The sequence below is a fragment of the Caldibacillus sp. 210928-DFI.2.18 genome (assembly GCF_020554505.1).
Lineage (GTDB): Bacteria > Bacillota > Bacilli > Bacillales > Caldibacillaceae > Caldifermentibacillus > Caldifermentibacillus hisashii.
In genome coordinates this window covers 1-14,500 of the sequence record NZ_JAJCHL010000019.1, presented here as the reverse complement: position 1 = coordinate 14,500, position 14,500 = coordinate 1, and the positions used below count along the sequence as shown (strand labels likewise).

Annotated in this window: 9 protein-coding genes and 1 riboswitch; of the genes, 8 read left to right on the top strand and 1 reads right to left on the bottom strand. The window is 38.6% G+C overall.

What is annotated here, in order from left to right; all coding sequences use genetic code 11:
- Positions 1-232: 232 nt before the first annotated feature.
- From LIZ98_RS06145 to LIZ98_RS06135, 3 genes are all read left to right on the top strand, one after another.
- The gene (locus tag LIZ98_RS06145) at positions 233-1,534 is read left to right on the top strand and encodes an NCS2 family permease (protein WP_227139222.1); all 1,302 of its coding nucleotides are present in this window, start codon (positions 233-235) and stop codon (positions 1,532-1,534) included.
- A 278-nt stretch (positions 1,535-1,812) separates the two neighbouring features.
- Positions 1,813-3,201 carry a class II fumarate hydratase gene (gene fumC / locus LIZ98_RS06140; protein WP_227092211.1) on the top strand — a complete coding sequence of 463 codons (1,389 nt, stop codon included), beginning with the start codon at positions 1,813-1,815 and terminating at the stop codon, positions 3,199-3,201.
- 308 nt (positions 3,202-3,509) lie between these two features.
- Positions 3,510-4,541: a S66 family peptidase gene (locus tag LIZ98_RS06135; protein WP_227139221.1), complete on the top strand. Its 1,032-nt coding sequence runs from the start codon at positions 3,510-3,512 to the stop codon at positions 4,539-4,541.
- A gap of 143 nt (positions 4,542-4,684) precedes the next feature.
- Here LIZ98_RS06135 and LIZ98_RS06130 read toward each other — a convergent pair whose 3' ends face one another.
- On the bottom strand, positions 4,685-5,974 hold the full coding sequence (locus LIZ98_RS06130) for an MFS transporter (RefSeq protein WP_227139220.1): 1,290 nt from the start codon (positions 5,972-5,974) through the stop codon (positions 4,685-4,687).
- Between the two features lie 155 nt (positions 5,975-6,129).
- On the opposite strand from LIZ98_RS06130, the gene LIZ98_RS06125 reads away from it, so the two are divergent.
- From LIZ98_RS06125 to guaA, 5 genes are all read left to right on the top strand, one after another.
- The gene (locus LIZ98_RS06125) at positions 6,130-7,386 is read left to right on the top strand and encodes a helix-turn-helix domain-containing protein (protein ID WP_227139219.1); all 1,257 of its coding nucleotides are present in this window, start codon (positions 6,130-6,132) and stop codon (positions 7,384-7,386) included.
- A 562-nt stretch (positions 7,387-7,948) separates the two neighbouring features.
- On the top strand, positions 7,949-8,905 hold the full coding sequence (locus tag LIZ98_RS06120; RefSeq protein ID WP_227139218.1) for an AAA family ATPase: 957 nt from the start codon (positions 7,949-7,951) through the stop codon (positions 8,903-8,905).
- Complete coding sequence (locus LIZ98_RS06115; RefSeq protein WP_227139217.1) at positions 8,905-10,101, top strand: DUF58 domain-containing protein; 1,197 nt, start codon at positions 8,905-8,907, stop codon at positions 10,099-10,101. Before LIZ98_RS06120 ends, LIZ98_RS06115 begins: the two co-directional genes overlap by 1 nt.
- A complete protein-coding gene (locus LIZ98_RS18100; protein ID WP_227139216.1) occupies positions 10,098-12,338 on the top strand; it encodes a transglutaminaseTgpA domain-containing protein in 2,241 nt (746 codons plus the stop codon). Before LIZ98_RS06115 ends, LIZ98_RS18100 begins: the two co-directional genes overlap by 4 nt.
- Positions 12,339-12,379: 41 nt before the next feature.
- Positions 12,380-12,481, top strand: a riboswitch (purine riboswitch).
- Positions 12,482-12,722: 241 nt separating this feature from the next.
- Entirely contained in the window at positions 12,723-14,243 is a 1,521-nt protein-coding gene (gene guaA, locus LIZ98_RS06105) for a glutamine-hydrolyzing GMP synthase (protein WP_041847986.1), read from the top strand.
- Positions 14,244-14,500 lie beyond the last annotated feature (257 nt).

Sequence of the window (14,500 nt, the reverse complement as noted above, 5' to 3'; positions counted from 1 at the left end):
TTCCCGAAAAAATATTTCTCCATAAAATGGGTCATTATGTTCAAGATAATTGGTAATAAATATACCAAAAGGGACATCTGGTCAAACGTTGAACCTTCAATGCCCAAGATTTTGTAAAAACTTATCCCTTAATACAGACTATGTAAATTTTGTACTTGAAAAAACACCCATAAACGAATATTATTTAATTTGTAGTCTTAAAATGTTCGCATTTATATTAGGAGGGCAAGAAATGTTTAAGCTTCAGGAAAATCAAACAACTGTAAAAACGGAAATCTTCGCCGGGATGACAACATTTTTTACAATGGTATATATTATCGTCGTTAACCCGGCAATTTTATCGAATACCGGAATCCCTTTTGAACAAGTATTTACCGCAACAATTATTGCAACCGCTATTGGCACGCTTTGGATGGCACTTTTTGCAAATTATCCGATTGCGATTGCTCCCGGTATGGGCTTGAATGCATATTTTGCCTTTTCGGTTGTAGGTTCTCACGGTGGGATTGATTATGTTACGGCCTTTTCCGCAGTGTTTGTAGCAGGTATCATATTTGTTATTCTTTCTTTAACAGCTTTTCGAGAAAAATTAATTGAGGCAATTCCGGATAATTTAAAATTTGGAATTTCAGCTGGAATTGGTCTTTTTATCGCTTTTGTCGGTTTAAAAAATACCGGGATTATTACAAGTAATCCAGATAATTTAGTTGGGCTCGGTAATCTTCATTCTCCTGAAGTATTGCTGGCGTTATTTGGTTTGGCCGTTTCGCTTGTGTTAATGGCACTCAATGTAAATGGTGCTTTATTTTTTGGTATGATTATAACGACAATTGCCGCATTCGTGACCGGACAGTTATCCTTTGATAAGGGGATTTTTTCTCTACCATCGTTACCGGACGGTGTTATCGTAGCCAACCCTCTGGAAGCTTTTGCTGATGTCTTCCAACATTCGCTCTATGCGGTTGTTTTCTCCTTTTTATTAGTCACCATCTTTGATACGACCGGAACGATGATTGGGGTAGCAGAACAGGCAGGTTTTATGAGAGGAAAAACATTACCAAATGCAAAAAATGCACTCCTTTCTGATTCCATTGCTACAACAATCGGTGCAATGGTGGGAACAAGTCCGACAACGGCATATATTGAATCAACTTCAGGGGTTGCTGCAGGTGGAAAGACCGGTCTTACGTCACTAACGGTTGCGGTTCTTTTTATTCTTGCCTCATTCTTAAGTCCTTTAGTCGGTGCAATTTCCGGTGTGGCCGCGATTACCGCACCTGCACTTATTATTGTAGGTAGCCTAATGATTGGTCATGTTGCAAAGATTAAATGGAATGAAATTGATGAAGCATTTCCGGCATTTCTAGTCATTTTAACCATGCCGCTCACGTCGAGTATTTCAACAGGTATTGCGCTCGGTTTTATATCGCTTCCGTTAATGAAAGTAGCCAAAGGAAAATGGCGGGAAGTCCATCCGATTGTCTACATTTTTGCAGTATTGTTTTTTATTCAGTTGGCGTTCTTGCCACACTGAGAATTCACATACTGGCCACGGCTATGCTATTTCAGCTGTGGCTTTTTTTGAAAATATCACAGTAATCTTACTTTAGTTAAGCCCAAATTTTATCTTTTTGAAAAAGTTTAAATACCTCAATAGCTAACTTAAACAAGAAAATCGCTTTTTGTTGCCAAATTAATAGATTTGTACAACTATATTGACTATAGTCAAATTAATAGATTTGTACCACTATATTGACTATAATAGAAATGGATTTGTAAACGTTTTTGTCCAAATACAGGAGGGGAATTTTCATGGAATACCGGATTGAAAAAGATACGATGGGGGAAGTTAAAGTTCCGGCGGACAAATTATGGGGTGCGCAAACGCAACGGAGCTTACAAAACTTTGCGATCAGCACGGAAACCATGCCGGAAGAATTAATTAAGGCTTTTGCCATTTTAAAAAGAAGTTGTGCGATTGTAAACAATAAACTTGGAAAATTAAGTGATGAGAAAGCAAAGGCGATTGTGACTGCAGCTGATGAAATTATTGAAGGAAAACATGAGGGTGAATTCCCGTTAAAAATTTGGCAAACCGGCAGTGGTACACAATCGAACATGAACTTGAATGAAGTCATTGCGAATCGGGGTAATCAACTGTTGGCCGAACAAGGTGCCAGTCAAAAATTACATCCAAACGATGATGTCAATATGGGCCAAAGTTCAAACGATACATTTCCGACTGCCATGCATATTGCAACAACGAATTATGTACAAACGTATTTAATTCCTGAGATTGAAAAATTGAAAGCAACATTGGAAGAAAAGTCACAAGCGTTCATGGATATTGTAAAAATTGGCCGGACACATCTTCAAGACGCAACACCATTAACCCTCGGCCAAGAAATTAGTGGCTGGGTACATATGTTGGAACGTTCCTTAGAATTTGTCAAAGAAAGTTCCGATAAAATGAAAGCACTGGCTATTGGCGGGACAGCCGTCGGTACCGGAATCAATACCCATCCGGAATTCGGGAAATTGGTTAGTGAGGAAATTTCTAAATTTACGGGAATAGAGTTTTATTCATCAGAAAATAAATTCCATGCCTTAACGAGCCATGATGAAGTTGCCTATGCTCATGGTGCATTAAAGGCATTGGCAGCCGATTTAATGAAAATTGCCAATGATGTTCGCTGGTTAGCTTCAGGTCCAAGATGCGGAATCGGGGAAATTACTATTCCGGAAAATGAACCGGGATCATCGATTATGCCGGGAAAAGTCAATCCAACCCAAAGTGAAGCGATCACGATGATTGCTGTTCAAGTCATGGGAAATGATGCAACCATTGGATTTGCAGCAAGTCAAGGGAATTTTGAATTGAACGTGTTCAAGCCGGTGATCTTGTACAATTTCTTGCAAAGTGCCCGACTTTTAGCAGATGGTATTCGTTCATTCAATGATCATTGTGCGGTGGGCATTGAGCCAAATCAGGAAGTAATTACGAAAAACTTGAACGAGTCGTTAATGCTTGTTACGGCATTAAATCCGCATATAGGTTATGAAAAAGCGGCTCAAATTGCTAAACTTGCTCATAAAGAAGGAAAAACATTGAAAGAAGCAGCATTGAAGCTTGGCTACCTAACGAGTGAAGAATTTGACAAATATGTCAATCCCGCTGACATGGTACATCCGAAAGCTTAATAAAACCATATAGATTAAAGTATAATGAGACGGCAGAATTGGTAAAATATCTTTCAATTTTGCCCGTCTCTTTTTTTACCTTCAGCAGTAACCGACCGATTGTATAGAAAGAAATCAACATTAGTGCCAGTGATTTCGATGGTAAAAACGAAAAGATCGACAGCAGAAGCCCTATCTATCAACAGTTACCCTCGTGATTACAGCTGTAAAAATAGAAAATCAACACATCCCCATGTTCAAAAAATCATTGCATTATGTCATAAAGGGTGGTTAAATAATAAGAATTATATGGGAAGGTGGGCATGTAGATGTTGATCAAACCAAAAAAATTACATCCTGGTGATAAGGTGGCAACCGTTAGTCCTTCATGGGGTGGAGCGGGTGACCCCGAGATTCGTTGGCGCTATGAGCAAGGTGTTGAAAGACTGAAAACCGTTTTTGACCTGCAAGTGGTACCAATGCCAAATAGTTTGAAAGGGACAGAATACCTGTATAACCATCCGGAAGCCCGTGCCGAAGATTTAATGGCAGCCTTCAGAGACCCGGATATCAAAGCGATTTTTACCAATATCGGTGGGGAAGATAGTATCCGGCTTCTACCCTATATCGACTTTAAAGTGATTCACAACAATCCGAAAATTTTCATGGGCTATTCAGATACAACAATTCCTCATCTTTTTTGTTTAAAAGCAGGGGTATCGTCGTTTTACGGACCATCTATTTTAGTCGATTTTGCAGAAAATATCGAGATGCACCCCTATACGGTCGATAAAATCAAACGGACATTATTCTCTAATAAGGCGATCGGGGAAATTGAAACGGCAGCCGAGTGGACGAGTGAGCACGTAGAGTGGACAGAAGCAAATAAAAATCGAAAACGAGTCATGCAGCCGAACTCGGGATATGAAGTTTTACAAGGTAAAGGTGTTGTGCAGGGGAGGCTCATTGGCGGTTGCATAGAAGTTTTGGAGTTTGCTAAAGGAACGGTGCTCTGGCCGGACGAAAAATATTGGGATGGATGTATCTTGTTTTTTGAAACATCCGAGGAAAAGACGGAACCGACCTACATTCGATATTGGCTGCGAAACTATGCGGCACAAGGAATTTTGCAAAAAGCGAACGGGATGATTTTCGCCAAACCGTATGATGAAAAATATAAGGAGGAATATAAGGAAGAAATTTTAACAGTGATGCGAGAGTACGGGTTGACCAACTTACCCATATTATATAACTTGAATTTTGGCCATACGGAGCCGAAATGTATTTTGCCTTATGGCGCACAGGCTGAAATCAATTGTAGTAAAGGTTCTTTTTCTATTCAAGAAAGTGGTTGTATATAATGAAGGGTGCCGGTATCCGGGGCTGGCACCTTTATCTTTCTTTGCTATAAACAGGGAGTAAGCCCCACCTCAAGCAAAGAGGATAGGTGGGGGATGGACTTCCCGTAAAGGTCCAATTAGTTCAACACTGATGGAATTTCCCATTACCCAGTAATACGCTGTAATGCATTTTTTCGCTCAGGATATGCATTCGCTATTACAGATGGACGGAGCATAAAAAGGGCAATACCGATAATGATACCGGCCGAGATGAACAATACCCATTCAGCCGCAACCCAATCATAAAGAAACCCATAGATGACCGTCCCAAGCGGCATCAGAACTTGTGCCATTGTTTCAAGAATAGAAATAACCCTTCCTTTAAAATCATCATCCACACTTTTTTGCATCATGACCCCGATTGGTGTATTCATGATGGTCAAAAAACTACCGATTGCTAACATTAAAATAAGATAAAACACAAACATAGCCTGATAAGAAAATGGGACAAGTAGAGGTACGGCAATGCCACCAATAACAAGAGCCAATCCAATAGTTCCATATTTTGCGGTAATGAGCGGGTATTTAATTTCTTTCCGAATCGTTAAATAAAATGATAACAACAACATGCCGACAGCAAAGGCACCTTCCAAAATTCCGAAATGCTCTGACTTCATTCCCAGTTTTTCGATTAAAACGAAAGAATATCCGACTTGAAAAGAGCCGAAGAAAAAATTAATAAACAAGGCAATGAAAATAATAGTTTGAATGACCGGTTTCGTTTTTAAATAGGCAAATCCTTCTTTCATACTGACCCACAATTTTTCCTTCCCTTGACCTGCGACTGGTACATGGCTACGTTTGGCAAATAATTGGAAATCCATCGTTGAATCAAGAATTAGAGCAACTAGAGATGCAATTAAGTAGATTATGAGAAAAACAGGAATTGAAACTGCCCCATAAAGTATGCCTCCTAAGGCCGGTGCGACGATGGAGGCCAGTGATATGGACATTTGATTAAGCGACATTGCTTTTTGAATTCGATTTTCATCAACCAACCCTGAAATTGATGATGTGAAGGTAATACCGGAAAAAGTTGATGTCAATGACAATAGACAGGTGGTTATATAAATGGCAGTCAGTGATAAGCCATTCATAAGGCTAACTGTCAAAAGCCCGGCAATTGCCAAAACAGAAGCTGCTTGGGCAAGAATGATCGTTCGTTTCCGCGAGAAATTATCCGCAACGTAGCCAGCAAACGGTGCAGCAATCGTCCGTGGTAAAATACTGCAAATTAAATTCAAAGCAAAATTAGTTGCAGATCCGGTTAATTGCAAAATATAAAAGCTAATGGCAAAAGAATAAACATTGGCCCCAAATGTAGAAATTAACTTGCTCGTCATAAATGTCCAAAGATGATAAGATCCCCTTTTTAACTTTTGTGCTTCGGTCAAAGAAATCCCCTTCTCTCATTAAGGTTTAATTTTATTAAACAAATCATAACATAGGTCTTTTTGAATATCAATAAATATGTTCAATTAAATTAAACATTATTTTGTGTAAAACTTATTTTACGGACCGGGAAAAATTTAATATAATTAAAATATGAATGGAGGTGTTTCCCATCTTAACATTAGGAGAGCGAATCAGGAAATTAAGAAAAGGCAGAGGGTTGACCCTTGAGGCATTAGCCGGTACGAAATTAACGAAAGGGATGCTCAGCCTGATTGAAAATAATAAAGCGGTTCCTTCCATCGAGAGCTTGAATTATATTGCAAGCCAATTGGGAGTGGATGTTAGTGATTTGTTACAAGATGAAAATGTTCAGGAATTGAGGGATTTATTGGAACAGGTAGAAAAACTATATTTTACCGACACAAAAACACTTAATAATAACAAAAAGTATCAACAGATTAAAAAAATGATTGAGCCATTTATCAATCACTTAACGAAAGGATATGAGTCAGCACGTTTAACGGAGTTGTACGGATATAGCCTTTATCATGTTTCAGAAGATAAGAACTGGAAAAAGTATATTTTGAGCTCAGCCCAAATGTATGAGAAAATGAATCTGGTGGACAGAAGAGCGAGCGTTGGTACTTTTCAGGTTAAAGTTCAATTTCGTAATCATAAATACGAAACGGCATTAAAAATGATTTTAGCAGAACGAGATTATCTTGAAAAAAATTTTCCGTATATGAGTCCGACGACAAGGCTTGAACTTGATTACCTTGAGGCAGTACTGCATTTTGCTGTCGGGAATTCACTAGCGGCAATCCGTGTGATAGAAGATGCAATTGCTTTCTCAAAAGTCCATAAAGTTTTTTACCATATTGATGATTTGTATCGGATAACTATCGGTTATGGGCTAGTGAACCATGACGAAGAAAAAATCAATAATTATTTGAAGAAGTTGCTTGGGTATGCTAACTTTGTCGAAGATCCTTTCTATTATGCCTTTAATGATTATACTGAAGCCGAAGTAAGACTTTTTAAACATCAAGATTATGAAGGTGTTATTCGTCTGGTTGATAAATACGTGACGGGTCTGGATGATACCGAAGTACTGAAACCGTATTTTTTCTTAACGAAAGGGAAGGCATTGTATGGGTTGGGACGATATCAGGAAGCTGTTCAATGGTTGGAAAGAGTTGAAATACCACCATTTTTGCCACACCCGTTTGACTTAACAATCTTTTATGTGGGAGATTCTTATTTGGCGTTATGTTATTTAGAATTAGGTCAAATTGAAACAGCTTTGAAATTCGCCACAAGGGCAAAAGAAAAAACAACTCCTCTTCCGGATACATTATTCAAATCATTTATTATCGATACGTATAAGAAAATTGTTCAACATATTGTTTAATATTTACGAGTGGGTATAATGCCCACTTTTTTTATACGTTAAGAAAGTATAAATTTCCAGCAAAGAAGCGAATTCGACGTAGTTGGAAATTTTAAGAATTAAGTATAAGTGCTCTTGCGGCTCTGCTCTCGCCTAAAGGCTCGGCAATCACCGAGTTTTCTTTATACGTTAAGAAAGTATAAAAATACAAGTAAATAACTTAGGATTAGTTTTATTGTCTAGCTCCGTGCGCCAGCGACTGAGAAACTAGCTAGGGCGGGAAATGCTCATTTTGGACGATGAAATCTAATCTCGTCACCATTTTGAAGTGAAAAACGCTCAATTTTGGCGACGAGCCTGAATCTCGTCACCATTTTGAGGCGGGAAATGCTCATTTTGGACGGTGAAATCTAATCTCGTCACCGTTTTTGGCTGAGAAAGCTTCTATTTTGACGAAGAGGCCTGTTCTCGTCACTAATTATTAAAAACTTGTAAAAATCGTAAATCTCATTAACAGGTGACGGAATTTATTGTAAAATAAAAATAATATTCCTTTTCGACTAATACAGGAGGTTTTACAACAATGATAATTCCAACTCTCCATCCAAAAGTAGAAGTTATCTTAAATAATATGGAAAGGGTCATCGTCGGAAAACGTGAAGAAATCATTTTATGTTTGACAGCGCTTTTGGCGGATGGCCATGTGCTATTGGAAGATGTCCCCGGTGTCGGGAAAACGATGCTTGTTAAATCCCTTGCCAAGTCGGTTAGCTCAACATTCAAACGAATCCAATTTACTCCTGATTTACTGCCTTCCGATGTACTGGGTGTGTCGATTTATAATCCGAAAGCATTGGAATTTGAATTTCGACCGGGTCCCATTATGGGCAATATTATTTTAGCCGATGAAATTAATCGGACAAGCCCGAAAACGCAATCAGCCTTGTTGGAGGGGATGGAGGAAAAGAGCGTGACCATTGATGGCCATACATTTCCTTTACCAAGACCATTTTTAGTTATGGCCACACAAAATCCGATTGAATATGAAGGGACCTATCCATTACCGGAAGCTCAACTCGACCGCTTTTTATTAAAAATCCACATGGGTTATCCAAGTTTTGCTGAGGAAATGGAAGTTTTAAGTCGTGTTCAAGAGGAGTTGCCGATTCAGGAATTAACTCCTGTCATTACTTTGGACGAGCTGCTATCTATGCAAAAAGAGGTAAAAGGCGTATTTGTTGATGATACGATTAAACAATATATTATTTCCATTGTGACAAGGACAAGAAATCATCCGCAAATCTATTTAGGTGTCAGTCCCCGCGGCTCGATTGCATTAATGAAAGCCTCAAAAAGCTATGCCTATATACAAGGACGGGATTTTGTGCTGCCTGATGATATCCAATTTTTAGCACCTTTTGTTTTCTCACACCGGATGATTTTGCAGTCACAAGCCAGATACGATGGTGTGAATGCGGAAGAAATTATCTCCTCGATTTTATCGGATACAAAAGTTCCCATCCAAAAGGTTGTGAAATGATGCATCCGATGAAAAGAACCATTTCTGTTTTGAAGTTCATCGGGCTGATTGGACTTGTAGCAGCAAGCTTTAGTTTTGCCATGTTTCAAGGGGGATTTGTCAGCTGGTTTTTATTTGGAAGTTTTCTGCCTATTGCCTTTTACTCCATTCTACTAAACTTTTATCCAATAAAACGAATTAGTATTAAGAGGGTGCTCGATAAAACGGAGTACGTTAACGGTGAAATGGTATCGGTAAAAATTCATATAACCTTGCCCTATCGTATTCCCCTCGTCTATCTATTTATTAAAGATGAAGTTTCTGAACGTTCAGGGGGTCTACCGTTTTCAGGAACAACGGTATCATTTCCGTTATTTTCAAAAGAACGAACGTTTACTTACCACCACAATTTATTACCACGTGGGGAGTACACCTTTCACAAGATACGAATCCAAATGGGTGATCTGTTGGGCTTGACCCGGAAAGAGGTAGTTGTAGAGCAATTGGAAAAAATCATCGTATATCCGGCGTATATCGAAATGAAATATGATCCTTTCAAAACCTTATTTGAATCGGGAATGACTGCAGCAAAGGATGTAGCCCAAAGAGACTCCACAATGGCGATAAGTACACGTACCTATCAATCCGGCGATAGATTTTCCTGGATTCACTGGAAACAGACCGCAAGAAAAAATGAAATAATGACAAAGGAATTTGAACAGCGACAAAGCCAAGATGTGTTACTTATTTTAGATCGCACACCCAGTCCAAGTTTTGAGTTAGCTGTAAAATTTACTGCTTCAATTGTTCGATCCGCTGTAAAAGCAGGGACTAACATCGGTCTTCTTTCATATGGAGCGGAAAGACAATATTTCCCCGTTCAAGGAGGAGAAGCACAACTCCGAACATTGAATTATCATTTAGCAACTGTGAACGATGATTTAAACCATGACTTTCATAAAATTTTAGAAACAGAGATATTTTTGAAAAAACCCGGTCAAACGATGATCTTCCTTGTCTGTCAACTAAGAAAAGAAGTTATAGAAAAAATAACTGACCTCTGTACTCGAAATAATGAAATTGGTATTTTTTTGATAAAATCCCGGCTCGAAAAAGTTAAGCCTGAAGAGGCCGATTTATTGGAGTATGCCAAGGGTAAGGGCTTGAATGCAAAAGTAGTGCGTGAAAGTGATTTTACCAAGGCTTTTGAGAGGTGATTACGATTAGAAAGCAAAAAGGTCTACAGACGTTTATTTTATATGTGATCGGATTTATCCTTATTTGGGAATGGCTCCGTCCTTTACAACAGATAACCGAAATAAAAAATTTACCGGTGTTTCTTGGTTTTCTGGTTATTGGCTTTGTATTAAGTTTTCTTGGTGTTCATTGGATTTTAAGAATAATTATTAATGGTTGCTATATGATTTTGGTAATTAACCACTTATATTACCAAGAGCCGCTTATCACACTCTTAAAGTTGGATACAATTATAAAAGATTTTGCTTTAAATATCGGTCATGTTTTCAGGATGGATTGGCTCGGACTGACGAATTCATTTCGAACATTTCTACTGTTCGTCACACTGGATTGTATTGTCTTTCTATATACATTTTGGGTGAAGAAGCGAAAAGGTATTTTTTTCTTTGTTTTGATCACGATTATTTACTTGGCTATTCTTGATACATTTTTTCCGTTTCAAGCAGATTATGCGGTGATTCGCACTTTTATTATCGGCTTGGCGGCAACGGGATTGGCACATTTTTCAAAATTGGTGGAGCAGGAAAGGCTCACTGTTTCCTTTGCGTTAATAAAAAGATGGCCTATCCCGTTAGTTGTCATAATCCTTGTATGTGCGGGTGTGGGAATAGTTATTCCAAAGCCTGGTCCGATTTGGCCGGATCCGATGCCTTATGTTGTTACGTTTGCCAATCAGGAAGATGGAAATATGCTGAATGCAAAGGGAAAACTGCATAAAATTGGTTATGATGAAGACGATACCCAACTTGGGGGCGGGTTTATCAAAGATGATACACCGGTTTTTACGGTTAAGTCCCCGGAGAAACAGTATTGGCGGGTGGAAACGAAAGATTTTTATTCAGGAAAAGGGTGGGTTGTTTCTGAAAAAGATAATTTTCAGCAAATAAAAGATTCAGAGGAACTGCCTATTTACTCGGTTGAACCGGAATATCTTGGTGAAACATCAGAATTGGAAGTTGTCTTTATGGAAAGACGAGATCATGTCATCTATCCACAAGGGGTAAATAGACTCAAATTTCATAAGCAAAACTTTTACCATTATAATGAAGCCAATGAGAAGATTCAAATTCCACCCGATAACCAATTATCATCCTACACGGTGCAATATCAGCGTCCTGCTTTTATTATAGAAGATTTAAAAAATGTAACCGCATCTGAAAATTTGAGGAAGGACATGCCGGATTTTTATACCCGGTATACGCAATTGCCTGAGAATTTACCGGCTAGGGTCAAAGAACTTGCCATTCGGTTAACTGAAAATGAAAATAATCAGTATGACAAAGTAAAAGCGATCGAGGAGTATTTACAAAGTTCCCGGTTTACCTATAAAACGGAAAATATCCCAATTCCCGGCAAAGAAGAGGATTACGTTGACCAGTTTTTATTTGAAACGATGATCGGCTATTGTGATAACTTTTCAACATCAATGGCGGTCCTGCTCCGTTCTGTCGGGATCCCCTCCAGATGGGTGAAAGGTTATACGGGCGGTACAGTTATTGGCTCTGAGGGTGAGTTGACAACATATAAAATTACAAATAATAACGCCCATTCATGGGTAGAGGTGTATTTTCCCGGTAATGGCTGGGTACCATTTGAGCCGACAAGTGGGTTTACAAACGCGGTTGATTTTATTGAAGAATCCGAAACTGTAAGTACAGAAAATGCTCTGCAACAGGAACGAGAATCGGAATCAAATGTCCAGCCAGAGGCACCAAATCTACAAAGAAAACAACAAACAGAACAACAAATAGAAGAACAATCAGAGACAAATAGTGATAAAGAAACAAAACCATTTACCATAAATAACGATTGGAAAAATGTAAAAATTTGGTGGGTAATCGGTGGAATTTTGGCTGGTATTTTTGTTTTGTTAAGTTATATTTTACGTCGACGTTGGCTGCTTTATTGGGTAATTTTTCAGTATCGAAATAAAAATGATGCAAAGTCTTTTATGTCGGCGTATTTGGCACTTTTAAAGAGACTGGAAAAATCAGGAGTCATAAAAGAAGAGGATGAGACATTAAACCAATTTGCAAAGAGGGTCGATGAATTTTTTAACAATGATTTTATGAGCCGGTTAACGGAACAATATGAACGCTATCTATACCGGAATGAGCAGGTTGATACCGGCTGGGGCTCTTGTAAACCAATTTGGGAGGAGTTAATGAAGCTTGCGGCAGAGAAAAAACTTACTTGACCTTATGTTGAATACACTTTACAATAATGACGTTCAGTAAAACTTGATAAATTCCATTCCTTCATATATCCTCGATAATATGGTTCGAGAGTCTCTACCAAACTACCGAAAATAGTTTGACTATGAAGGCAGTTTTCTAATTTGTTCTTTTGAATCGGTAATTAATCCCTTCAAAAAATAACTTAAACGAAAACTAGAAACTGCCTTTACTGGTAGGGTCTAGTTTTTATTATATGTTTATTTCCTTTTATATCGAAGCCGTAGAGGATTTGTGCAATTTCACGCTGGATGTGACGATGGATATATTCATTGGAACGGGTATACTGATATAAACAATAGATTGAAGAGGTGGACAGATTGGTTAATACAACAAAAGAGCGGGAAATGATTATTGTCTTGGATTTTGGCAGTCAATATAATCAATTAATTACAAGGAGAATCCGAGAATTTGGCGTGTATAGTGAACTGCATCCACATACAATAACGGCTGAGGAAATAAAGAAGATGAATGTAAAAGGCATCATTTTCTCCGGTGGTCCGAATAGTGTGTATGATGAGTCGGCTTTCACTTGTGATGAAAAGATTTTTGAGCTGGGAGTCCCCGTTTTAGGGATTTGTTACGGAATGCAGTTAATGGCCAAACATTTTGGCGGGAAAGTGGAAAAGGCTGAAACCCGTGAGTACGGGAAAGCGGAAATTCAAGTAAGTACGAATAAAGTTTTGTTTCAAAATTTGCCCGAACAACAAGTTGTGTGGATGAGTCATGGTGATCTGGTGAAAGAAGTACCAAGTGGATTCACTGTTGACGCAGAAAGTTCATCCTGCCCAATTGCTGCGATGAGTAATGAAGAAAAAAAACTTTATGGCGTTCAATTCCATCCTGAAGTTCGTCATTCGGTTTACGGAAATGACTTGCTAAAGAATTTTGTATTCGGTATTTGTGGCAGTGAAGCAAATTGGTCGATGGATCAATTTATCGAAATGGAAATCGAAAAAATTCGTGAAACCGTTGGCGATAAAAAAGTTCTTTGTGCATTAAGCGGCGGAGTTGACTCTTCCGTTGTTGCGGTTTTAATCCATAAAGCAATCGGCGACCAGTTAACATGTATCTTTGTTGATCATGGGTTACTTCGGAAAGGAGAAGCCGAAAGTGTTATGGAAACATTCGGCGATAAATTCCATATGCATGTAATCAAAGTTGATGCCCAAAAACGCTTCCTGGATAAACTGAGAGGTGTCAGTGATCCGGAACAAAAGCGGAAAATTATCGGCAATGAATTTATTTATGTTTTTGATGACGAGGCTCATAAATTACAAGGTATTGAATTTTTAGCTCAAGGGACATTGTATACGGATATTATTGAAAGCGGAACGGCTACTGCACAAACAATTAAATCCCACCATAATGTCGGCGGTCTTCCGGAAGATATGAATTTTAAATTAATCGAACCGTTAAACACGTTATTTAAAGATGAAGTTCGTGCCCTCGGAACTGCTCTTGGAATTCCGGATGAAATTGTATGGCGCCAACCATTCCCGGGTCCGGGTCTGGGGATTCGGGTCTTGGGTGAAGTAACCGAAGAAAAATTGGAGATTGTCCGGGAATCAGATTGGATTTTACGGGATGAAATTAAGAAGGCTGGCTTGGATCGCGATATATGGCAATATTTTACCGTCCTACCCAATATTCGCAGTGTCGGTGTCATGGGGGATGCTAGAACCTATGATTACACGATTGGCATTCGTGCAGTCACATCGATTGACGGTATGACTTCAGATTGGGCGCGGATTCCGTGGGAAGTACTGGAAAAAATTTCAACGCGAATCGTTAATGAAGTTCCTCATGTAAATCGGGTTGTCTATGACATCACAAGCAAACCACCGGCAACGATTGAGTGGGAATAAAAGGCTAACTTGATTTGAAGAGGGAACACCTATTTATAATGGCTTTTCCTAATCTAATATGGATAAAATGATTTAAAAAAGATAGTTCCCTGCCAAAAATAAAATTTGGCAGGGAATTTTTCAGCATTTATTGTGGTTTTGAAATAAATTTTATATTTTATAACACTAGTGTTGCATAAATAATGTCATAATTTTCAGATTGATTATTTTCCCAACTTAGGGCCAAAAAAGTAAATACCCAACTAAAGGTGGCCCTA

Excerpts from the sequence above, each read along its gene's own strand:
- LIZ98_RS06145 (WP_227139222.1), top strand. The coding sequence starts at position 233 with ATGTTTAAGCTTCAGGAAAATCAAACAACTGTAAAAACGGAAATCTTC.
- fumC (WP_227092211.1), top strand. The coding sequence starts at position 1,813 with ATGGAATACCGGATTGAAAAAGATACGATGGGGGAAGTTAAAGTTCCG.
- LIZ98_RS06135 (WP_227139221.1), top strand. The coding sequence starts at position 3,510 with ATGTTGATCAAACCAAAAAAATTACATCCTGGTGATAAGGTGGCAACC.
- LIZ98_RS06125 (WP_227139219.1), top strand. The coding sequence starts at position 6,130 with ATGGAGGTGTTTCCCATCTTAACATTAGGAGAGCGAATCAGGAAATTA.
- LIZ98_RS06120 (WP_227139218.1), top strand. The coding sequence starts at position 7,949 with ATGATAATTCCAACTCTCCATCCAAAAGTAGAAGTTATCTTAAATAAT.
- LIZ98_RS06115 (WP_227139217.1), top strand. The coding sequence starts at position 8,905 with ATGCATCCGATGAAAAGAACCATTTCTGTTTTGAAGTTCATCGGGCTG.
- guaA (WP_041847986.1), top strand. The coding sequence starts at position 12,723 with ATGATTATTGTCTTGGATTTTGGCAGTCAATATAATCAATTAATTACA.